Source organism: Stenotrophomonas sp. Steno-C17, assembly GCF_056393165.1.
Genome location: NZ_JBWJPD010000033.1, coordinates 1 through 21,629, shown reverse-complemented (window position 1 = coordinate 21,629; position 21,629 = coordinate 1). Strand labels below are relative to the sequence as shown.

The 21,629-nt window shown below is 68.9% G+C and carries 18 protein-coding genes; 9 read left to right on the top strand and 9 right to left on the bottom strand.

Annotated features, from left to right (window positions below):
• Positions 1-266: 266 nt before the first annotated feature.
• Positions 267-1,475, top strand: coding sequence for a benzoate/H(+) symporter BenE family transporter (locus AC06FA_RS19820; protein WP_478069781.1), 1,209 nt, complete (start codon positions 267-269; stop codon positions 1,473-1,475).
• A gap of 6 nt (positions 1,476-1,481) precedes the next feature.
• Here AC06FA_RS19820 and AC06FA_RS19815 read toward each other — a convergent pair whose 3' ends face one another.
• From AC06FA_RS19815 to egtB, 4 genes are all read right to left on the bottom strand, one after another.
• Positions 1,482-2,252 carry a GYF domain-containing protein gene (locus AC06FA_RS19815; RefSeq protein WP_478069780.1) on the bottom strand — a complete coding sequence of 257 codons (771 nt, stop codon included), beginning with the start codon at positions 2,250-2,252 and terminating at the stop codon, positions 1,482-1,484.
• 36 nt (positions 2,253-2,288) lie between these two features.
• On the bottom strand, positions 2,289-4,454 hold the full coding sequence (locus AC06FA_RS19810; RefSeq protein WP_478069779.1) for a lytic murein transglycosylase: 2,166 nt from the start codon (positions 4,452-4,454) through the stop codon (positions 2,289-2,291).
• A gap of 81 nt (positions 4,455-4,535) precedes the next feature.
• Positions 4,536-5,516: an L-histidine N(alpha)-methyltransferase gene (gene egtD / locus AC06FA_RS19805; RefSeq protein WP_478069778.1), complete on the bottom strand. Its 981-nt coding sequence runs from the start codon at positions 5,514-5,516 to the stop codon at positions 4,536-4,538.
• On the bottom strand, positions 5,513-6,784 hold the full coding sequence (gene egtB, locus AC06FA_RS19800) for an ergothioneine biosynthesis protein EgtB (protein WP_478069777.1): 1,272 nt from the start codon (positions 6,782-6,784) through the stop codon (positions 5,513-5,515). The genes egtD and egtB overlap by 4 nt, the downstream gene beginning before the upstream one ends.
• Between egtB and AC06FA_RS19795 the strand changes: the two genes are divergently transcribed.
• Both AC06FA_RS19795 and AC06FA_RS19790 read left to right on the top strand, forming a co-directional pair.
• Entirely contained in the window at positions 6,783-6,908 is a 126-nt protein-coding gene (locus AC06FA_RS19795; protein ID WP_478069776.1) for a hypothetical protein, read from the top strand. The genes egtB and AC06FA_RS19795 overlap by 2 nt on opposite strands.
• A 17-nt stretch (positions 6,909-6,925) precedes the next feature.
• Positions 6,926-8,206, top strand: a complete 1,281-nt coding sequence (locus AC06FA_RS19790; protein WP_478069775.1) for a GGDEF domain-containing protein — start codon at positions 6,926-6,928, stop codon at positions 8,204-8,206.
• A 3-nt stretch (positions 8,207-8,209) separates the two neighbouring features.
• Here the strand turns inward: AC06FA_RS19790 and AC06FA_RS19785 are convergent, their stop codons facing one another.
• Positions 8,210-8,602 (bottom strand): YchJ family metal-binding protein, encoded by a 393-nt coding sequence (locus AC06FA_RS19785; RefSeq protein ID WP_478069774.1) that lies wholly within the window; start codon positions 8,600-8,602, stop codon positions 8,210-8,212.
• Between the two features lie 83 nt (positions 8,603-8,685).
• Here AC06FA_RS19785 and AC06FA_RS19780 point away from each other — a divergent pair, with 83 nt between their 5' ends.
• Entirely contained in the window at positions 8,686-9,465 is a 780-nt protein-coding gene (locus AC06FA_RS19780; protein WP_478069773.1) for a sulfite exporter TauE/SafE family protein, read from the top strand.
• Positions 9,466-9,554: 89 nt separating this feature from the next.
• Here AC06FA_RS19780 and AC06FA_RS19775 read toward each other — a convergent pair whose 3' ends face one another.
• From AC06FA_RS19775 to folE, 4 genes are all read right to left on the bottom strand, one after another.
• Positions 9,555-12,935, bottom strand: a complete 3,381-nt coding sequence (locus AC06FA_RS19775) for an ATP-binding protein (protein ID WP_478069772.1) — start codon at positions 12,933-12,935, stop codon at positions 9,555-9,557.
• 16 nt (positions 12,936-12,951) lie between these two features.
• Positions 12,952-13,653, bottom strand: a complete 702-nt coding sequence (locus tag AC06FA_RS19770; RefSeq protein WP_478069771.1) for a DUF4194 domain-containing protein — start codon at positions 13,651-13,653, stop codon at positions 12,952-12,954.
• Entirely contained in the window at positions 13,640-15,109 is a 1,470-nt protein-coding gene (locus tag AC06FA_RS19765; RefSeq protein WP_478069770.1) for a DUF3375 domain-containing protein, read from the bottom strand. The genes AC06FA_RS19770 and AC06FA_RS19765 overlap by 14 nt, the downstream gene beginning before the upstream one ends.
• A gap of 115 nt (positions 15,110-15,224) precedes the next feature.
• Positions 15,225-15,836: a GTP cyclohydrolase I FolE gene (gene folE / locus AC06FA_RS19760; protein ID WP_108754646.1), complete on the bottom strand. Its 612-nt coding sequence runs from the start codon at positions 15,834-15,836 to the stop codon at positions 15,225-15,227.
• Between the two features lie 609 nt (positions 15,837-16,445).
• On the opposite strand from folE, the gene AC06FA_RS19755 reads away from it, so the two are divergent.
• From AC06FA_RS19755 to AC06FA_RS19735, 5 genes are all read left to right on the top strand, one after another.
• Complete coding sequence (locus AC06FA_RS19755) at positions 16,446-16,901, top strand: MarR family winged helix-turn-helix transcriptional regulator (protein WP_108751397.1); 456 nt, start codon at positions 16,446-16,448, stop codon at positions 16,899-16,901.
• Between the two features lie 104 nt (positions 16,902-17,005).
• Positions 17,006-17,215 carry a DUF1656 domain-containing protein gene (locus AC06FA_RS19750; protein ID WP_478069769.1) on the top strand — a complete coding sequence of 70 codons (210 nt, stop codon included), beginning with the start codon at positions 17,006-17,008 and terminating at the stop codon, positions 17,213-17,215.
• Positions 17,212-18,126, top strand: a complete 915-nt coding sequence (locus AC06FA_RS19745; RefSeq protein WP_478069768.1) for an efflux RND transporter periplasmic adaptor subunit — start codon at positions 17,212-17,214, stop codon at positions 18,124-18,126. The genes AC06FA_RS19750 and AC06FA_RS19745 overlap by 4 nt, the downstream gene beginning before the upstream one ends.
• Positions 18,123-19,583 (top strand): efflux transporter outer membrane subunit, encoded by a 1,461-nt coding sequence (locus AC06FA_RS19740; RefSeq protein ID WP_478069767.1) that lies wholly within the window; start codon positions 18,123-18,125, stop codon positions 19,581-19,583. Before AC06FA_RS19745 ends, AC06FA_RS19740 begins: the two co-directional genes overlap by 4 nt.
• 3 nt (positions 19,584-19,586) lie before the next feature.
• Positions 19,587-21,626 carry an FUSC family protein gene (locus AC06FA_RS19735; RefSeq protein WP_478069766.1) on the top strand — a complete coding sequence of 680 codons (2,040 nt, stop codon included), beginning with the start codon at positions 19,587-19,589 and terminating at the stop codon, positions 21,624-21,626.
• Positions 21,627-21,629 lie beyond the last annotated feature (3 nt).

The following is a 21,629-nucleotide window of genomic DNA, read 5'->3' as shown; positions in this document are numbered from 1 at the left end:
TGCTTCGTCGTTGGACCCGAGGGCCTTTCGTCGTTGCGAGCCGCCTATTATGCCGGACTTTTTCAGTCCGTCAACACCTTCGTTCGATCATCTCGTTCGACGGTGGTGGCGTCGCTGGTCGCGTGCCGTTTCCGAGGAAGTGGCGCGCTGCAGCAAGGGAGCGAATTCTAGAGATCCTGCAGAATTCGTCAACCCTTTTTTTCAGCATGATGACAGCCGCGTTGTTGCATTGCGTACACCTCGCCACTGGCGCTATGTATGCAGGGATGGATACCGAACACAGCACGCTGGCTACGCCACCGCACGCGCCCTGGTGGCGCGACCTCTCCTTCCCTGCCGTGGTGGCAGGCTTCATTACGGTGTTGGTGGGGTTTGCCAGCTCTGCGGTGATCGTGTTCCAGGCCGCGCAGGCGGTGGGCGCCGACCAGGCGCAGATCGCCTCGTGGATGTGGGCACTGGGACTGGGCATGGGCGTGACCTGCATCGGCCTGTCGCTGCGCTACCGGGTGCCGGTGGTGACCGCATGGTCCACTCCGGGTGCGGCGATGCTGGTGGTGGGCGCTGGCGGCGCCTCACTGTCCGAGGCGACCGGTGCCTTCCTGCTGGCCGCTGTGCTGGGCATGGTCGCGGGCTTCTCCGGCGTGTTCGCCCGCTTGATGCAGCGGGTGCCGATGGCGCTGGCGGCCGGCATGCTTGCCGGTGTGCTGCTGCGCTTCGGGCTGGATGTGTTCGTGGCGATGAATACCCAGGTGGTGCTGGCCCTGGCCATGTTCGCCACCTGGCTGGCCGGGCGGCGGCTGTTCCCGCGCTATGCGGTGATCGCCACGCTGCTGGTGGGCATCGCCGTGGCCGCCAGCCGCGGCCTGCTGCATGCGCAGTCGGTGCACCTGCAGTTGGCCACCCCACAGTGGGTCACGCCTTCCCTGTCCTGGTCGGCGGTGGCCGGCATCGCCCTGCCCTTGTTCATGGTCACCATGGCATCGCAGAACATCCCGGGCGTGGCGGTGATGCGCGCCTCGGGCTACCAGGCACCGGTGTCCCCGCTGATCGGCTGGATCGGGGTGGTCAATACGCTGCTGGCCCCCTTCGGTGCCTATGCACTGAACCTGGCCGCCATCACTGCGGCCATCTGCATGGGCCGCGATGCGCACGAGAACCCGGCCCGGCGCTATACCGCAGCCATGGCCGCCGGTGCGTTCTACATCGTCATCGGGCTGTTCGGCGCGACGGTGGCTGCCCTGTTTGCCGCCTTCCCCCGCGAACTGGTGGCCTGTGTGGCCGGTATCGCGCTGTTCGGCACGATCGGCAACAGCCTGGCCAGTGCGCTGGCGGTGGAGCGCGACCGCGAAGCCGCGCTGGTGACCTTCCTGGTGACCGCGTCGGGCGTCACCCTGGCCGGCATCGGTTCGGCGTTCTGGGGGCTGGTGGCCGGTGCGCTGTGCCTGCTGGTCCTGCGCCCGCGCCGCACCCCTTGATGGGGGTCAGCCGGCGCCGAACAGCCCCAGCGCCAAGGTGAACAGCAGCCAGAGCGCCCCCAGGGTGAGCACCGTGGCCAGCACCTGGGTGTCACCACGACGGGCCAGTTCACGGCGAAGGGCGGGCTCGTCGTCCGGGTACAGGGCCTTGGCACGCGCCAGTTCCTTCGTGCAACGGTCCAGGTACAGCCGGTAGCCCCAGCCCCCCATGATGGCCACCGCCAGGGTGGCCCCCAGGGTCAGCAGGCCGCGGGTCTGCAGCCATGTGTCGATGCAGATGCCCGCGACCAGCAGGCTGAGGCTGATGCCCAGTTGCGGGTACAGGCGGCGGTAGGCGAACCACGCCGCGCCCAGGAAGAAACCGGGCCAATGCCAGGTGCCCGCAGCAGTCGGCGCGCCCTGCTCCAGCCGCCAGCGGTAACGATAGATCGGGAAGTTGCCACCCACGACCGCCGCATAGCGGCCCAGATCCCCTTCCAGCGCATCGCCCAGCGGCAGGATGGCCGGGGTGTGGCCGGACGGCGGCGCGTCGTAGGGGTTGTCGGCAAGGGGCTCTGCCACTTCGGCAACCGGCGGCGGCGGCGACAGCGGCGGTTCGGGCACCACGTCTGCAACGGGCAGGGCCGCATGCAGCGGTTTCCAGCCGTCCATGCCATCGCGCCACACCAGCGTGCTGGCGCCCACCACGCCCTCGCTGCGCAGGCGCTGCAGTTCTTCGCTGGCCACCGGGCCAAGGCGCTGGCGATCGATGGCGTAGTACCAGGCCGCATCCTGCATGGTCGAGCTCCTGTTCAACGAACGATGGGGCGGCGCTTAGAGCGGCGACACGGACAACGTCTGCACCAGCATATGGCGGCCGCTGGGCGCCACGGTCACCACGTCCGGGCCGGCGTTGGCGGCTTCCAGGCACACGTACTGGCGCCAACCCTCGCCCACGTCGGCCATCTTCGCGGCCGCTTCGGCACCGGGATTCCACGCCACCAGCGAGCGACTGCCCTCGGTCTGCAGCTGGATGCGGCGCTTCAATACAGGGTCGCGCAGCACATAACGCCCGCCGGCCGGGCTGTAGATGCGGTCGCTGCGGCCGGGATCGCGCGGATCACGCAGCGACCATGGGCCTTGCTGGCGGCGGGTCTGGGCGTAGTTCTCGAACTTGTCCTGGTAGTCCACGCCATCCACGCCATCCACCTCCACGCGCGTGGCATCGCCCACGCGGAAGTAGTTGTGCAGTGCCTGGGTGAAGCTGACCGGCGTGCTGCCGGTATTTTCGGTCACCAGCTGCTGGCGCAGCTCGCGCCCCACGCGCACGGTCATGGACAGCCGCAGGCCCAGATCCTGCAGCGCCGGCGGCGCCAGGGTCAGTTCGATGCTGCCATCGTCCAGGCGCCGCACCTGCTGCAGTTCCCACGGCAGGGTGCGCACGAAGCCGTGCGCGGGCACATCGTTGCCCTGCCCCTGGCGGCCGAAGTACGGCCAGCACACCGGGCTGCCACCACGGATGGGCGTCGGCAGCGCCGCACGCTGCGGCGACAGCCACATCACGTCGGTCTGGCCCTTCGGTATGAACGACAGAAGCTGGCCGCCGAACACACTGATGGCCGCCGTGGCGAAGGGGGTTTCCACCAGCCAGGCATCGAGTCCCTGGAACTGGCCACTGCTGACACCCTGGATCTGTTGCACGCTGGAACGACTCCGTAGGGCCGGCGACTGCGCGGCGCTGTAGTTGGGGGGAAGGCTGAACCGGGTGGGCACCGGCGGAGTGCGCGGCTCGCCCTGCAGGGCACGCAGGATACGTTGGCCGGCGCGACCATCGGCCGAGGCCCAGCCCAACCGGCGCTGCTCGCTCTGGATCGCGCGGCGGCTGGCGGTACCGATCATGCCATCGGCGCTGCCGATGTCGTGGCCGCGTGCCAGCAGCAGGGTCTGCAGCTGGCGGCGTTCATCGCGGCCCAGGCCGGGATCGTCGGTGGGCCACGCGGTGGCCAGGCCGGTGCCGCCACGCAGGCGATCGGCCAGGGTGGCGATCGCCAGCGCATAGCTTTCAGCGGCGTTGTAGCTGTAGATCGCATCGTAGTTGCGGAACACCAGCAGCGCCGGCCCCTTCACCCCGGCCGGCAGCAGCAGGGCCGCGCGCGCATCGGCGGGCAGGCCGGCGGGGGCCAGCGTCGTGCCGTCCAGGGCCGTGACGCCGGCCGCGCGCCAGTCCGCCAGCGGGCGGCGCTGGGTCCGACCGGCCTGGGTTGCCTTGAAGCCCTCGGGGATGCGGACCTCCACGCCCCACGGTTCGCCCGTGCGCCAGCCGGCGCGCTGCAGGTAGTTGGCGGTGGATGCCAGCGCATCGGGGATGCTGCCGACCAGATCGCGGCGGCCGTCGCCATCGCCATCCACGGCAATGCGCGCATAGGTGCTGGGCATGAACTGGGTGTGGCCGAACGCCCCGGCCCACGAACCGGTGAGGCCCTGGCCCTGCAGATCGCCCTGGTCGATCAGCTTCAGCAGCGCCAGCAGTTCACCGCGGAAGAATGACTGGCGGCGGCCGGCACAGGACAGGGTCGCCAGCGACTGCAGCAGCGGACGCTTGCCGAACACGCGGCCATAATCACTTTCTACGCCCCAGACGGCGACGATCGTGGCGGCATCCACACCGTACTGCGTGGAAACCTGCTGCAGCAGATCACGGTGCTGCTGCAGGCGGGCACGCCCGTCGTCGACGCGCTGGCGATCGACCAGCGCGGCCAGATAGTCCCAGATGGGCGTGGTGAATTCCGGTTGCGCATCCAGCAGCGGCAGCACGCTGGGGTCCGGTTGCAGGCCAGCCGTGAGCGCGGCGAAGCGGTCGGCGGTGATGCCCTGGCGCCCTGCGCTGGCCTGCAGCTGCTGCATGCAGGCGCTGAACGCCGGATCCGTGGCCGGCGCTGCGGGCAGCGGCGCGGGCGCAGCCAGGGCGGCGGCCAGGCCGAGCGTGGTCATCAAGGGCATGGCGTCCTCCGTGTTGCCGATACGCCGCCATGGTAACGCGCATGCCGCCGCACAGCCGCTGCGCATGGCCCGGCGCGACGCTCACGGGGCAGCGGCGCGCAACAGGCGCAGGCCGTACGCAGGGTCGGACGCATTCCAGTGGGCGACGGCTTCCAGGCCGGCCTGCCGCAGCAAGCGGTCGAAACTGTCATCGGTGTACTTGTGGCTGTACTCGACCCGGATGGGTTCGCCGGCCGCGAAGTGGAACGTGCGGCCATCCAGATGCACATCCTGCTCGCGTTGGCTGACCAGATCGGTTTCGATGCGCAGCCGCGCGGTGCTGTAGCGCGCCTGGTGGCGGAAGCCCTGCAGATCGAAGTCACTGCCGACTTCGCGGTTCAGGCGGGCCAGCAGGTTCAGGGTGAAGGCAGCGGTGATGCCTTCGGCGTCGTTGTAGGCGGCCTCGATCAACGCCGGGTCCTTGTGCAGATCGATGCCGATCAGGGCGAGGCCCTGGGTTCCCATGGTCTGGCGCATGGCCCGCAGCAACGCGACCGCGTCATCGGCGGCGAAGTTTCCCAGGGTCGAGCCGGGGAAGAACACCAGTCGCCGCGCCGCGGCACGCGCGGGCGCCGGCACCTGCACCGGGCGGGTGAAATCAGCGCAGACCGGCAGCATTTCCACCTCCGGCAGCGCCGGGGCGAGCAGATCGATGCTGGACAGCAGGGCCGCGCGCGAGATCTCGATGGGGGTGTACGCCACCGGTTCGCGCAGCGCGCCCAGCAGGCGTGCGGTCTTGCGGCCGCTGCCACTGCCCAGTTCCACCACATGCGCGCGCGAGCCCACCCGCCGCGCGATGTCGGGCAGTACCCGGTCCAGCAGCGCAAGTTCGGTACGGGTGGGGTAATACTCGGGCGTGTGGGTGATGCGTTCGAACAGGCGCGAACCGTGCGCGTCGTAGAAATACTTGGAGGGCAGCTGCCGCGCCGAGCGCGAGAGCCCGGCCACGGCATCGGCCAGCAGCTGCTGGCGGCCGGGAGTGAGATCGGTCAGCGCCTGCAGCGCGTCCTGTACGGTACTCATGCAAGGTCCTTGGCCAGGCGGATGCCGGAAAACTGCCAGCGCGCCGGTGGATTGAAGAAGTTGCGGTAGCTGGCCCGCACATGACCACGTGGGGTGGCGCAGCTGCCGCCGCGCAGCACCCACTGCCCGCACATGAACTTGCCGTTGTATTCACCGAGGTTGCCGGCGAATGGGCGGAAGCCGGGATAGGCGCCATAGGCACTGCCTGTCCATTCCCACACATCGCCGAACAGCTGGCGCAGCCCGCTGCCCTGCCCCGCGTGTGGATGCAGGTGGTCATCGTCGGCGAAGTGGCCGACCGGCGGCTGCGACGCCGCCGCGGCTTCCCATTCAAATTCAGTGGGCAGGCGCGCGTCGTACCAGCGCGCACAGGCATCGGCTTCGTAATAGCTGAGATGGCAGACGGGCGCATGCGGGTCGAGCGTGCGCCAACCGCCCAGGGTGTACTCGCGCTGCAGATCGTCGTGCCAGTAAAGCGGATGCTGCCAGCCTTCGCTTTCGCACAGCGACCAGCCTTCGCTCAGCCACAGCTGCGGTTGCCGATAGCCGCCGGCCTCGATGAAGGCGCGGTATTCGGCGTTGCTGAGTGGGCGATCGGCCAGCGCATGCGCGGGCAGCAGCACGCGGTGCGGCGGCGATTCGTTGTCGTAGGCAAACGCGGCGTGCTGCGGCCAGGGCGCTGCGCCGATGCCCACGATGCCTTCCTCGTGTTCGGTCCATCCCTGCGCTGTTTCAACGCTGGCCACCGGCACCAGGGACTCGCGGTAGGGCGGCTGCAACGGGTTGCACCAGAGCGCGTGCTTGATGTCGGTCAACAGCAGCTCCTGGTGCTGCTGCTCGTGCTGCAGGCCCAGCTGCAGGTGCTGCAGGGCGTGCCCGCCCAGATCGCCGTCGAGCAGGCGCGCCAGAACCTGTTCGTCAACGTGCTGGCGGTAGTCCCGCACCTGCTGCAGCGAGGGCCGCGACAGCAGCCCGCGGCGGGGCCGCGCGTGGGCGGGGCCCAGGCTTTTGTAGTAACTGTTGAACAGGAAGTCCCAGGCCGGATCCCAGCAGCGGTAGCCCGGCAGGCTGGCCAGCACGAAGCGTTCGAAGAACCAGGTCGTGTGGGCCAGGTGCCATTTGGCCGGGCTTGCGTCGTCCATGCTCTGCAGCATCGCGTCCTCGGCGCTGAGCGGAGCGGCCAGTTGCAGGCTGCGCCCGCGGATGTGGGCGAACTGGCGGGCAAGATCACGCTGCGCGGCAGCGACGGCGGCAGGTGCGCTGTGCATGGCGCCAGCTTCGGCCGCCGTGGGTGAGCGCGATGTCATGGCCAGACAGCACCGCTTTCACACCGTGCGTATTCAAGAAGCGCGCGGCAACGCCGCTAACGGCTTTGCCGCGGCCGCTTCGTGACCGCGCGGGAACCACGCTTGTCCGATCATCCGCTCCGCCAGCCTGCGCATTACCTGTTCGTGCTGCCCGCTCTGCTGGTTGCACTGGTGCTGTGGGCCACCCTGGGCAACGAGGACGTGGCCCGCGCCGGGCAGCGCGTGCTGCCGTGGTTGCTGGCCTGCCTGGGCGCCGGTCTGGCGCTGATGTACAACCAGGTGCGGACGCTGTGTCTGTTGCTGGTGGTTGCCGCCGTGTTCAGCGTGCTGCACCCGGACGTGGCCCATTACCTGCGGCAGGGCCGGGTGAGTGCACTGACACCCCTGCGCTTCCACGCCATTTCGGCGTGGCTGCCGCTGCTGTTCGCCACCCACGCCCTGTGGCCCGAACGCGGGCGACGCCGCCAGGACCTGCTGCTGCGCGCCATCGCCAGCGGCGCCGCACTGGCCATCTTCATCCTGCTGGCGGCGCAGCAGCCGCAGGGCATGCACGATCTGCTGTCCAACCGCCACCTGGACTGGGTGCCACGCGACTGGAACGCGCTGGCGCAGATCCCCGCACTGCTGTTCCTGCTGGCCACCACGGCGCTGGCCTGGCAGGCATGGCGGCGGCCGCGCCCGCTGCATACGGCCATGCTGCTGGCGCTGCTGTGCCTGTGGTGGATGCTGCCGCGCATCTTCCTGCAGCCGGCGCTGCTGCCGGCGCTGAGCGTGGCGGCGTTGCTGCTGTTGCTGGGCGCAACCCTGCAGGAATCCTTCCACATGGCGTTCCGCGACGAGCTGACCGGGCTGCCCGGGCGGCGCGCGTTCAACGAAACACTGGGGCGCGCCAGCGGCACCTACAGCATCGCCATGGTCGATGTGGATCACTTCAAGAAGTTCAACGATACCCACGGTCACGACACCGGCGATGACGTGCTGAAACTGGTGGCTTCGCGGCTGGCCCGGGTGGGCGATGGCGGGCGGGCGTTCCGCTACGGCGGCGAGGAGTTCGCGGTGGTGTTCCTGGACCGGCCTGCACAGGCCTGCGTGGACGCGGTGGAAGCGCTGCGGCAGACCATCCAGGACAGCCGCATGCAGCTGCGCGACCGCCGCACCCGCAGCCGCGATGACAGCGCCGGGCAGCAGCAGCGCGGGCGCGGCGGTGCCGGTGCGGTGGTGCAGGTGACGGTGAGCATCGGCCTGGCCGACAGCCGGGTGGACCCGCGCCCGGCCGGGGTGGTGAAAGCAGCCGACCAGGCCCTGTATGCGGCCAAGGAGGAAGGCCGCAACCGGGTCTGCGCGCATGGTGGCCAGCGCGTGCTGGCGGTACGCGCGGGCTGAGGGTCAGACCGCGTCGAGGTAGTACCAGCGGCCGTCGATGCGCTGGAAACGGCTGTGCTCGGTCATCTTCACCGCGCTGCCGCCGCCGATGCGGTAACGGGCGGTGAAGCGCACCTCGGCGGTATCGGCGCCGGTGACGGTGTGTTCGTGCACGGTCAGGCCCAGCCAGTGGGTGCGCTGGCCCGGTGCATCGTCCAGCGACAACTCGGCCGGGCGGGTATCGGGGTGCCAGGTCTGGCGCAGGTATTCGGCCTGCTGGCGCACGTAGGCGCTGTAGCGCGAGCGCATCAGACGCTCGGCATCGGGCGCGGCTTCCCCGGCGTGATAGCGGCCACAGCACTCGGCGTAGCGAGCGGCAAGGCCGCAGGGACAGGTTTCGGCGGGGCTGGGTTTCATGGCGCTATTGTCGCGCGGGCCGGCGCAGGCTTCCATGGGCAATGGGCGTATGCTGTCGCGCCCTGCTGCTGCGATTGATACCCGTGCTGGAGCTGATTCCCCCCGAATTGTGGTGGCTGGTGCTGATCGCCTTCATTGCCGGCCTGGTGGATGCGGCGGTGGGCGGCGGCGGGCTGGTGCAACTGCCCGGCCTGTTCACGGTGCTGCCGCAGCAGACCCCGGCCATGCTGTTTGGCACCAACAAGTTCAGCTCGATGTTCGGCACCGGCGCGGCGGCCTGGCGCTATGCGCGCAATGTGCGCTTCCCCTGGAAGCCGGTGCTGTTCGCGGCGGCCACGGCCTTCGTGTTTTCCTTTGCCGGCGCCACCGCGGTCAGCCTGCTGCCCAAGGACGCGGTGCGCCCGCTGGTGCTGGTGCTGCTGGTGGCGATGCTGGGCTACACGCTGTGGAAGAAGGACTTCGGTGCCCTGCACCGGCCACAGGATATCGGCCGCCGCGAGCTGGCGATCGCCTTGGCGATCGGCGCGGCCATCGGCTTCTACGACGGCTTCTTCGGGCCGGGCACGGGCAGCTTCCTGATCTTCCTGTTCGTGCGCTTCTTCGGCCTGGACTTCCTGCGTGCCTCGGCCGCGTCGAAGGTGGTGAACCTGGCCACCAACGTGGCCGCGATCTCGTTCTTCATTCCCACCGGCAACATCCTGTGGCTGTTCGCACTGCCGATGGCGGCGGCCAACATCGTCGGTTCGGTGGTGGGCACGCGGCTGGCGCTGAAGGGCGGCACGCCCTTCATCCGCAAGCTGTTCGTGGGCCTGGTGGTGGTGTTGATCGCGCGGATGGCGTGGGATACGTTCCGCGGCGCGTGAGGGCGACGCCATGACCCGGTAGGTGCCAACCTTGGTTGGCACGCTGTTTCCACGGTAGAGAGCCGCCGGGCATGGCCCGGCGCTACCCATCAGGCGTCGGCTTCTTCCGGTTCGCTGGCCTGCTGGCGGCTGCGCTCCGGCAGCTTCAGGCGCTTGCCTTCTTCGTCGTACTCGATCAGCAGCACGCCCGAATCGTGGCGGCCGCTGATTTCGACGAAGCAGGCACCGCCAATGAACGGTTCCAGGGTCATCACCGACTTCAGCGGGGTGGCCACCACCATCTGGAAACCGAAGTTGTCGAAGATGTTCATGGCCAGGGCGGTGAACTCGTTGTCGGCCTTGTCGAAGGCTTCATCGAGCACCACGGCGGCATAGCTGGGCAGCTGACTGTCGGCCCCGCCCAACTGGTAGCGCAGCGCCGCCGCCAGGCAGGTGGTGGCCAGCTTCTGCCGCTGGCCACCGGACTTGCCGGCGCCGCTGCGGTAGATTTCGACCTGCTGGCGGGTTTCGGCATCCAGTTCCACACCGATGAACTCCACGTGCATGCGCACGTCCAGCACCAGCTCGCGCCAGCGCTTGTCCTCGCCTTCCTGCGATCCCAGCCGGTTCACCAGCTGGCGCAGCACGGTGAACTGCGATTCGGCCACTTCGCGCTGTTCGGTCTGCTGCTGCGACAGGACTTCACGCAGCTGCTGGTGGAACTCGCCCACTTCCGGCAGCCGACGGTCATTCAACTCGATGGTCAGCAGGGTGCCGCGGTTGAACGGCACCTGTTCCAGGCTGGCGTTGACTTCGTCCAGGCGCTGGCCGATCGACTTGCGGGCCTCGGCGCTGTGCCGCTGCAGGGCCAGCAGGTTGTTCTTGCTCTGGTTCTGCAGCAGGTCGAAGAAGCGCTCTTCGTGCTGCGGCAGGCCGTCGCGCTCCAGGCGTTCCAGCCGGGCCAGGAAGTCGTCAGCCGAGGCTACCGAGACGGTGAAATCGCCCGATTCCTCCGGCCACTGCTGGATGAAGCGGCGGAAGCAGCCCAGCAGCAGGTTCTCGACGCGGTTGACGTCCTGCTGCGAGGACGACAGCTGCTCGTTCAGTGCGTTGCTGACCTGGCGCATGTGTGCTTCCAGGGTTTCCAGGCTGAGCGGGCCCTGTTCCTGCAGGCGTTCGGCCAGCCCGGCCTCCTGTTCCTGGGCCAGTGCCGGCAGCACCAGCGCACGGCTCTGCTGCCGCGCGCGGTCCAGGCGGTCGCGCTCGCGCACCAGCTGGCCACGCTCCACGCGCGTGTCTTCGTAGGTGCGGCGGGCCTGTTCGATATCGGCGCGCACCGCATCGATCTGCTGCGCCAGGCGGGCCAGGTCGGCATTGCCTTCGCGCAGGGCACGCAGGCTGGCTTCGATGTCGGCGACGCGCTGCTGCGGGGCTACGATATCGATCTCGTTCCAGCTGATGCCCACCAGTTCGTGGCAGGCCAGGCGCCGTTCATTGTCGCGGTCGCGCTGGCCGCGCAGGCGCGCGATGTCGGTCTCGCAACCGGCGATGCGCTTGGCCAGTTCCTGCGCTTCCTTCTCGAACGCGCCCACCTTGTCGTGGTTGTTGAAGCCGAGGATCCAGCGGCGGCGGTCACCGACCGCGCTGCGGTCATCCTTCTCGAAGCGGTCGCCGGGGTGCTTGACCTGGCCCTCGCGGGTGATGCCGCGATCGACGTTGCGCAGCTGCTTGGCATCGACGCATTCGTAGTCGAAGCGCTTGCCCAGCTCACGGCGCAGCCAGCTTTCGAACACGTGGTCGCGCAGTTCCAGCTTGTGCAGCAGGGAACGGCCCGACGGTTCGCGGGCGAAGGCCTCGTCGTTGCGGCGCACGCGGTAGTAGGTGAAACGCATGCCCAGGTGGGTACGGTTCACCCATTCGGCCACGTCGTTGTAATGCTTGTCATCGACCAGCAGCGACAGCGCGAAGCCGCCCAGCACGCGCTCGATCGCGCCCTGCCAGGCCTGTTCGTCCGAACGCACCTGGATCAGCTCGCCCACGAACGGTAGTGCCGCTTCGGCGATGCCGGTCTCTTCGGCCAGGCGCGCGCGCAGCTTCTGCATGGGCGCGGGAATGTTGGAGGGCGTGCGCTGCATCGCCTCCAGTTCGCCACGCACTTCGCTGAAGCGGCGCTCATCGTCACGCTTGCCGCCGAGGCGGTCGCTGATCGCATCGTCCAGCGCGCTGGAGGCACGCTGGCGATCCTGCAGTTCGGTCTGCGCCTGCGCGACCAGCTCTGCAAAGCCGTGCGCATCATCGGGCAGTTCGGCCTGCAGCTTCTGCGCCGCTTCACGTGCCTGACCGTGCTTGGCCAGGCGGCGGTCGCGCTCGGCTTCGGCGCGGCCCTGTTCGCGTTCCAGTTCTTCGATGCGCTCACCGCCCTGCTGGCGGCGCTGCAGCTCCAGTTCGGCCAGCCGCTCGGTGTGGTTGTCCAGCGCGGCACGGCGCTGCGATTCCTCGCCCAGCAGGCCGCGGTCGCGCACGTCCATCTCGCGCAGGCGCGCTTCGATCAGCAGCTGACGGCGGCTTTCGCGGAAACTGTCGATGCCCAGCTTGAGGGCTTCGTCGTCGCCACGCTGGCGCGACATCTCCTTCAGGTCGTTGTAGTGCGCGCGTGCCGGCAGCAGCGTTTCCACCTGGCGGCGCGCGGTGACCACGGCCTGGTGTGCGCCATCCAGTTCGGCGAAATCGCTGACCAGGCGCTCGGCGGCATCGAAGGTGCGCGGCGTGTCGAGCATGAAGTCACGCAGGAACACGTTCAGGTCACCCAGGTTCTTCGCCGACTGGGTCTTGTGCAGCAGGCGCAGCGCCATCTCGTTGTCGATGCCGAGCAGGTCGCGGAAGCGCTCTGCATAGCCGGAGAACGTGTCGAAATGGTGGATGTCGGCCAGCTTCTGCTTCAGCTTGCGCAGGTCCAGGTCGAAGCCGCCCAGGTCCTTGGCGATGTCGAACGGGCGCTCGGCGATCATGTAGTGCTTGCGCACATCGCCGGCCGAGGTGCCGTTGCCGGAGATCCACAGCAGGCGCACCAGGCTGACCACGCGGCCGTCGCCGGCGCGGTATTCCAGCACCAAGGCGGTCCAGGTAGCGCCCTTGCGCAGGTACTGGGTCGCGATCTCGCCGGTACCGCTGTCCTGCTGGTCGGCCCACGCGCCACGCACGTAGGAGACCAGGTTGCGGTCACGACCGCTGCGTTCGGCTTCGCGTGCGGCCGCGTTGAAGTCGACGATGGCCGGCGGCGTGAGCAGCGCGGACATGGCATCGAGCAGGGTCGACTTGCCCGAGCCGGAACGGCCGACGAACAGGAAGCCGCGCTCGGCGATCGGCACTTCGGTCAGGCCGTTGAAGGTGCCCCAGTTGTGCACCTGCAGGCGGCGCATGCGGAACTGCTGCAGGCGCGGGTCGGGCAGGCCGTCGTTGAACAGGGCGGGAGTGTGCTTGGAAATGGCCATGCGGTGCTCGGGTCTCTCAGGCCTCGGCGGCCGGGGTTTCGCGCAGCTGGCGGTAGACCGCCGAAAGCTGGGACACGTCTTCGGCGGAGAACAGCAGCTTCAGCGCCGGCGAGACTTCGTGGCGGTCTTCCTGGCCGCTGAGGCGGGTCAGGATGTGGTTGTCTTTCATTTTCTGCACGGCCGAAGCAACACGGCGGTTGAAGCCGGCACGGTCGGTGGACAGGTTCTTCTCGTAGATGGCCAGCGCTTCGGCCATCTCCGCGTCGGCGACCACGGCGCGGTTGCCGCGCGCATCGGCCTCGGCCAACTGCTGGCGCAGGAACAGCAGCAGCACCGAGTCGATGAAGGTCAGCGGCGAGGTACGCAGCAGCACCGGTGCATCCACGTCTTCGGTGTCGGCCTGGCGGGTGAACGCCACGCCGCTGTCGCGGTCCAGCACCAGTTCCAGGAACAGATCGGACAGCGCCGAGCGGATGCCGGCTTCGCTGCGGATCAGCGCCGGCCACAGCTTGGCGTGGCGCAACTGGTCGATGCTGGGGCCGATCAGCAGCTGGCACAGCGCGCGGCGCGCATCCAGCGGCAGGCGACCGGTGTCGCCCATGTAATAGACATCGTTGCCGCGGCGCGGCTGCGAGGCCGCCGGTGCCGGTTCGGCTTCGTAGGCGTCTTCGACCAGGTCGGCCGCCGCTGCGTCGATGGGATCTTCATGCCAGCTCATGGCGTCTCTCCTGGGTAAACCAAACCAGCGGAATACGTGCGCGGCGCAGCTGACCGTCGCCGCCGCGCCATTGGGCAAGCTCCTGCTCACCGGCCACCACGTTGCCAAAGCGTGTGCCCAGCGACAGGTAGCCGATGACACTGCCCAGCCCCTGCGGGGCTTCGCGCTGCGAGAGCGCCTGGGCGATGCTCAGGCGCGGCTGCGCGTCCAGCAGATCGTGCAGGTCGCGGCGCAGGGTGCGGAAGTCGATTTCCGACGAAGCCACCAGGTCGCCCACGCTTTCCAGGCTGATGCTGGCCGCATCGTTGTACTCAACATTGCCATCGACCTGCGCGCTGCGCGGGTCGTGCAGCTTCCACTGCGACCACGAACGCAGGCGGCTGGTGGTCAGCTGCAGGTCGCGACCGATGCCGCGCTGCGCCGGGAACTCATCGCGCAGCGCCAGTGCTTCGGACTGGGCCTGCTTCAGCAGCTGGTTCAAGCGGCGCTGTTCCAGATAGCCACGGCTCTGCACGAAACCGCGCAGGCTGCGCGCGAAGTTCTGCAGCACATCGTGGACCTGGCCGCCGCGTTCGAGCATGGTGCTGGTGAAGCCGCGCAGGAAATTGCGTTCAGTGCGATCCAGGCGGCGGGCAAAGCCGCGCGCCAGCACCGCTTCCAGCGCCGCATCGAGCTGGGCGCTCTGTTCGGCATCGTTGAGCAAGCGCCAGAAGGCCTGGAAGCTGCGGCCGGCATCACTCTCGCCGATCACGTCCACGCCTTCGAACAGCTGCGACAGCACGTCGCCACGCTCGCCTTCGTCGTCGATGATGCGCTCGCGGAAATCGCGGTTGAGCTGCTCGAAGTCATCGCGCACGCGGCGGAAGTCTTCGGTCAGTTCGTCGGCCAGGCCGATGATCTGGCGGGTACGTTCCAGCGCGCGCTTGCCGTCCAGGGCAATGACCCGGCCGGCGCTGACGCGGGCGATTTCCGCATCGATGCGGTCGCGCTCGTCGCGTAGTGCGGACAGGCGTGCGTCGGGATCCGATTCGGTCTGTGCGGCCAGCTGCGAAAGCTGCTCGATCACCAGGGCCAGACGGCTTTCGGTGGCAGCCACGCGGGCCTGCTCCAGGCTGTCAGCGAAGCGGATGGCCTGCAGCGCCGGGGTCGACAGTTCGTACTGTTCCTGGTCGGCGCCGTCGGGCAGGCGGCGCTCCAGCCAGCCCTGGGCGAGCCAGTGCGCGATGTAGGCCTGCGCGGTACGCGGCAGGTCACGCGACAGTTCATCGCTGTTGAGCTGGTCCAGTGCGCGCTGCAGGCGTTCGTGCAGCACCGCCGAGGGCAGCGTGCGCTCGCCGTCCATCAGCAGGCCCTGCAGCAGGCCGATGATTTCCGGAGCATGGTCGGCAGCCAGCAGCTTCCACTGCGGCTGTTCGCGCAGGGTGCGGTAACGGGAGATGCGTTCGCGGTGCTTCATGCAGCGACAGTGATCAGGTTGGCAGGGTGCGGAAGGCAGCCGCAGGCGGCCGCATGCGATGCGGCCGCGCGGGCGCGGCCGGCCACGGCGGGCCGGCGGGGCGCAGGCAAGCGGCTCAGCGCTTGCTGCCTACTTCGATGAAGCGCAGGAACTCGGCGCGGGTACGCGCGTCGTCGCGGAAGCTGCCCAGCATCTTCGAGGTGACCATGCTGACGCCGCGCTTGTGGATGCCGCGGGTGGTCATGCATTCATGGGCGCCTTCGACGACCACGCCCACGCCGATCGGCTGCAGCACGTCCTGGATGCACTGGGCGATCTGCGCGGTCATCTTTTCCTGCACCTGGAAGCGGCGGGCGTAGGCTTCGACCACGCGGGCCAGCTTGCTGATGCCCACCACCTTGCCGGCCGGCAGGTAGCCGACGTGCACGCGGCCGATGATCGGCGCCATGTGGTGCTCGCAGTGGCTTTCGTATTCGATGTCGCGCAGCACGATCAGTTCGTCGTAGCCGGCCACTTCCTCGAAGGTGCGTTCCATATAGGCGCGGGGGTCATCGCGGTAGCCGCTGAACCAGTCGCCATAGGCCTCGGCCACGCGGCGGGGGGTATCCAGCAGGCCTTCACGGGACGGGTCCTCGCCGGCCCAACGCAGCAGGGTGCGCACCGCATCCTCGGCCTGGTCCTGGGTCACATCGCCCTGCGGGGCGGCCTTTTCGTTGTTCTTGCTCATTGCGTACAGCGTCCCGAACGGGGGGCGAGCATCGTACCCGACCGGGGGGTGGGTCGTCCTGTGGATCGGGTTCATCGGGGGGTCTTGCTGCGCCTTCTTGTTATCGATCTGGAGTTGCGGGGGAGGGCAGGCAGGACACGACGCAAGTACGTCCCTGTAGGCTCGTAGGCGCCATCCATGGCGCCTGCGGTCCTGCCTGCCCTCCCCCGCAACTCCCTGACGGTTTCCTGCGGGCGCGGCGAGACCGCCCGAAAGCGGGTTCAAAAGCTGGGGTTCATGGCTTCGGAAGCACCTCGCGCCGCTGCTGTGGTCGGTGCGGACCGTTGGCCCGCACTGCTTCTGCTTTTGCCTTTAAAGAGCCAACCCACCGCGCCCGCGGGGTGATGGATGGGTGGCGCAGGGCCGGATGGGCCAGGACCGCAGGCGCCATGGATGGCGCCTACGAGCCCCCATGGACGGGTTTACGGCGTGTCCTGGACCATCCGGCCCTGCGCCACCCCAACCGACGGCACACGAGGCGCAACGCTTTCCTCAGTCCACCCAGCCAAACCACCCATTCAGCAAAAACTATTGATAGGAATGAAATTAGTAGTATCCTATCTATCTCTTATGGACCGACCCCTCGACGAGCGCACCCGGCTGCAGATGCAGCTCAGCTCCGGCCTGCTGTACGCAGGGCGGCAGTGGCAGCGCCTGGCCGACAGCCGGTTGGGCAGCTACGGCATCTCCACCGCCTGCACCATGCCCCTGCTGATGATCGGCCGCTCCGGCGGTGGCATCCGCCAGGTGGCGCTGGCCCAGCAACTGGGCATGGAAGGTCCCTCGCTGGTGCGCCTGCTGGACAAGCTGTGCGCCAGCGATCTGGTCCGCCGCGAAAGCGATGCCAGCGACCGCCGCGCCAACCTGCTGTGGCTGACCGATGAAGGCCAGACCCTGGTGCGCGAGCTGGAAGAACAGTTGATCGGCCTGCGCCAGGACGTGTTCGGCGAACTGACCATGGATGAACTGCACGCCGTGCTGAAGGCATGGCGCCTGCTGGGCGAGGCCGCCGACCGCATCACGTAAGCCCGCACCGCCCCTGCGTGCGCCGCTGCCGTGGACGCGCCAGCGGCGTTGTCGCGTTGTTGTTGTTGCTCCTCCCCCTTCCCCTACTACCGCCCCCCCTACCGATGCCCGGTGAATTCAGTCTCCACGGAGTGTTCGTCCCGACCCTGCTCGGGCTGATGCTGCTGGCCTACCTGGTCAACAGCGGCCTGCACGTGCTGCTGCAGCGCGTCGGTGCCTATCGCCATATCTGGCACCCGCCGCTGTTCAACCTGGCCCTGTACGGCATCGTGCTGGGTGTGCTGTTCCACCTTCTGCGCTGGATGCAATCGTGAACAAGATCCTGAAGAAAACCCTGCCGGTGCTGCTGACCGGTGTCGCCGTGATCGTTGCCCTGCTGGTGTTGCGCCAGCTCTGGGTCTACTACATGGATGAACCCTGGACCCGCGATGCCCACGTCGGTGCCGACGTGGTGCAGGTCGCGCCGGACGTGTCCGGGCTGGTGGAAGCGGTCGATGTGGCCGACAACCAGGCGGTGAAGAAGGGGGATCTGCTGTTCGTGATCGACCGCGCGCGCTACCGCATCGCCCTGGAACAGGCCCGCGCCAGCCTGGCCGAGCGCCAGGCCTCGGTGGCCCAGCTGCGCCGCGAGATCGGCCGCGACCGCAGCCTGCAGGACCTGGTGGCTGCCGAGGACGCCGAAGTGCGCCGGGCCAAGCTGCAGGCCGCGCAGGCCGCATTGGCCACCGCCCAGGCTGCAGTGGACCTGGCCGAGTTGAACCTGGCCCGCACCGAAGTGCGCGCACCGGCCGATGGCCGGGTGAACGACCGCACCATGCGCGTGGGCGATTACGTGGTGGCCGGCAAGCCGGTGCTGGCGCTGCTGGATACCGGTTCGTTCCGTATCGATGGCTACTTCGAGGAGACCCGCCTGCGCGGCGTGGCCCCAGGCCAGCGCGTGGACATCCGCCTGATGGGCGAGGACATCGCGCTGACCGGTCACGTGGAAAGCATTGCCGCCGGCATTGAAGACCGCTACCGCAGCAACGGCAGCAGCCTGCTGCCCAACGTGACCCCGGCCTTCGACTGGGTGCGGCTGGCGCAGCGCATCCCGGTGCGCATCGCCATCGACGAGGTGCCCGAGGGCGTGCAGCTGATCTCCGGCCGTACCGCGACGGTGACGGTCGATACCCACAGCAAGCGCGTAGACAAGGCCGGCGCCACGCCGACACAGGCGGGCCTGTGAACACCGCCCTGCCCCGTCTCGGCCTGATCGTCGCCCTGGCCAGCCTGGCGGCCTGCAAGACCGTGGGCCCGGACTACGCCCTGCCGGAAGGCTCGGCGTTCAAGCGCCCGCAGGCCAATGCGGCCTTCATCGACACCCAGAACCCGGACGTGGCCGCCAACCAGGCGCTGCCCGACCGCTGGTGGTCGCTGTACAACGACCCGGTGCTGGACGGCCTGATCACCCAGGCGCTGCGCGACAACGTCGAGCTGAAGGCCGCCGATGCGCACCTGCGCCGCGCCGCGGCGGTGTACGAACAAGCGATGGACGCCGGTGGCTTCGAGTACGAGGCCGAGGCCGGCATCAGCCGAGCGCAGCTGTCGGCCGAGTCGTTCCTGCAGGAACACGAACTGCCGGTGATCAACCTGGCCGACGGCAAGTTCGCCGTCAGCTACCAGTTCGATCTGTTCGGCAAGCTCAAGCGCGGTGCCGAAGCGGCACACGCCGACGAACAGTCGGTAGCCGCCGCGCGCGACCTGGCCCAGGTGAGCGTGGTGGCCGAAGTGGCCGACAGCTACCTGGAAATCTGCCATGCCAACCACGAACTGCACGTGGCCGAGCATTCGCTGCAGCTGCAGCAGCGCAGCCGTTCGGTCACCCAGCGCCTGATCAATGCCGGCCGTGGCACGCCGCCGGAGCTGGCCCGCGCCAACGCCCAGGTCGCCCTGCTGGAAGCGGCGCTGCCGCCGCTGCGCGCGCAGCGTTCGGCAGCCGCCTATTCGCTGGCCGCGCTGCTGGGCCAGACCCCCGGGCAGCTGCCGGCCGGAGTGATCGACTGTGCGCACGCGCCGAACCTGGCCCAGCCGCTGCCAGTGGGTGATGGCCGCGCCCTGCTGCAGCGCCGCCCCGACATCCGCCAGGCCGAGCGCAAGCTGGCTTCAGCCACGGCGCGCATCGGCGTGGCCACGGCCGAGCTGTACCCGGATATCCGCCTGGGCGCCTCGCTGGGCGCTGCCGGCCTGCTGGAAGATTTCGGCACGCCGATGACCCAGCAGTGGTCGATCGGCCCGCTGATCTCGTGGACCCTGCCGTCGTCGGGCACCCATGCGCGCATCCACGCCGCCGAAGCCGGCGCCGATGCCGCGCTGGCCGAGTTCGACCATGCGGTGCTGCAGGCCCTGCGTGAGACCCAGACAGCGCTGGACCGCTACGCGCAGGACCTGCGCCGCCTGCAGTCACTGCGCGAAGCACAGCAGCAGGCCGCGCTGGCAGCCGAGCAGAACCGCCGGCTGTACCAGGGTGGGCGCACGCCGTACCTGTCCAGCCTGGATGCCGACCGCAGCCTGGCCACCAGCGACGCCACCCTGGCCGCCGCCGAAGCGCAGGTGTCGCGCGACCAGATCCACCTGTTCCTGGTGCTGGGCGGCGGCTGGCAGACCACGGCTGCCCCCGCCACCGCACAGGCTCCGGCGAAGTAAGCAATGGACGGACTGACCGACCGCCAGGCCTGGCTGTTCTCGATCAAGACCTATCTGGCCGCGATCGCCGCGCTGTACATCGCCATGGCCGGCAACCTGTCCCGCCCCTACTGGGCGATGGGCACGGTGTACATCGTCAGCCAGCCGCTGCTGGGCCCGACCCGGGCCAAGGGCGTGTACCGCATCGTCGGCACCCTGGTGGCCGGCCTGGCCACCCTGCTGGTCCTGCCGGCGCTGGTGGAAACGCCGATGGTGCTGAGCGCTGCGATGTCGGTCTGGCTGGCCGCCTGCCTGTTCCTGGCCCTGCTCAACCGTGGTCCGCGCGGCTACGCCTTCCTGCTGGCCGGCTACACCACGGCCTTCATCGGCTTCCCGGCCGTCACCTCGCCGGAGACCATCTTCGACACGGTGGTGGCGCGCAGCGAGGAGATCATCCTGGGCACGGTGGTGGCGGTGCTGTTCGCTTCGCTGCTGTTCCCTGCCTCGGTGCGACCGATGCTGCGCGGGCGCATCAACAACTGGATGGAGGATGCCGCGCAGTGGTGCCGGCAGATCCTCGAGCGCGGCCGCGCGCATGCCCCGCGCAACCGGTTGGCCGCCGACCTGGTGCAGTTCGAGGCACTGATCGAGTTCCTGCGCCGCGATGATCCGCGCCATGCCGGCGCTGCCGTTTCGATGGAACGGCTGCGTGAGCGCATGCTGCTGTTGCTGCCGGTGCTGTCGTCCATTGCCGACCGCTTGAGCGCGTTGCGCAGCCACGGCCAGGCACTGCCGCCGGGCCTGCCGGAACTGGTGGACCATATCCGCGCGTGGATCGACACCCCTGCCAGCGCCAGCGACTACGCACGCCTGCATGCGCGGATCAGCGCACTGAAGCCGCAGGTGGACCGCGACCTGCAGCACCTGCAGCTGGCCAGCCTGCTGCTGCGCCTGGAGGAACTGGTGGACCTGTGGCAGGACTGCCGCACCCTGCAGCACGCCATCGACCACGGCACCGCACCGCTGGACCGCGCGCATTACCGCATCCGCACCGAGCGCGTGGCCACCGACAAGCACGTGGATTACGGCATGGCGCTGTTTTCCGCGCTCAGCGCCGGGGTGGCCCTGATGAGCTACTGCGTGCTGTGGATCGGGCTGGGCTGGGAGGGCGGCGGCAACGGCGCGATGATGGCGGCGGTCACGGCGGCCTTCTTCGCCGCCCAGGACGACCCGGCACCAAGCATGGTCTCGTTCCTGGTCTGGGCCATCGTTGCTTCGCTGGTGGCCGGCGTCTACCTGTTCGGCGTGTTCCCGGCCGTGCATGACTTCGGCCTGCTGGCGCTGGTGCTGGCGGTGGCGTTCCTGCCGTTGGGCCTGTTGCTGCACCACCCCAAGAGCGCGCTGTTCGCGCTGCCGCTGACGGTGAACCTGGCCGCGCTGCTGAGCCTGCAGAACACCTACAGCGCCAACATCCAGAGCTTCCTCAACTCGTCCATCGCGATGTTCATCGGCATCGGCTTTGCCGTGGTGATGACCCGCCTGTTCCGCTCGGTGGGCGCCGAATGGACCGCGCGCCGGCTGGTGCGGCAAGGATGGACCACGCTGGCCGAGGCCGCCGAAGGGCGCGGCCAGCAGGACCGCCAGCGTTTCGCCGCCCGCATGCTGGATCTGCTGGGCCTGCTGGCACCGCGCCTGGCCGCGACGCCGGAAGGCAGCGACATCGCCTCGGTGGACATGCTCAATGAGGCGCGCATCGGCCTGAACATCCTGCAGCTGCGCCGTGCCCGGCTGGAACTGCCGGAGCGCAGCCGCGAAGCAGTGGAACACATCCTGGAGGAGCTGGCCGCGCACTACCGCCGCCAGGTGGCAGCACGTCGGCCGATCGCCGCCAGCGAGGCCCTGCGCGAGCGACTGGATGCCTCGCTGGGCCGCGTCGGCAACGTAGCGGCCTGCAAGGCGCGCGATGAAGCGCTGATGGGCCTGATCGGCGTGCGCTTCGCGCTGTTCCCCGAGGCCAAGGCGCTGGCGCCGGGCGTGGCGGACGCCGGCGCGCCGTCCATGTAAGAC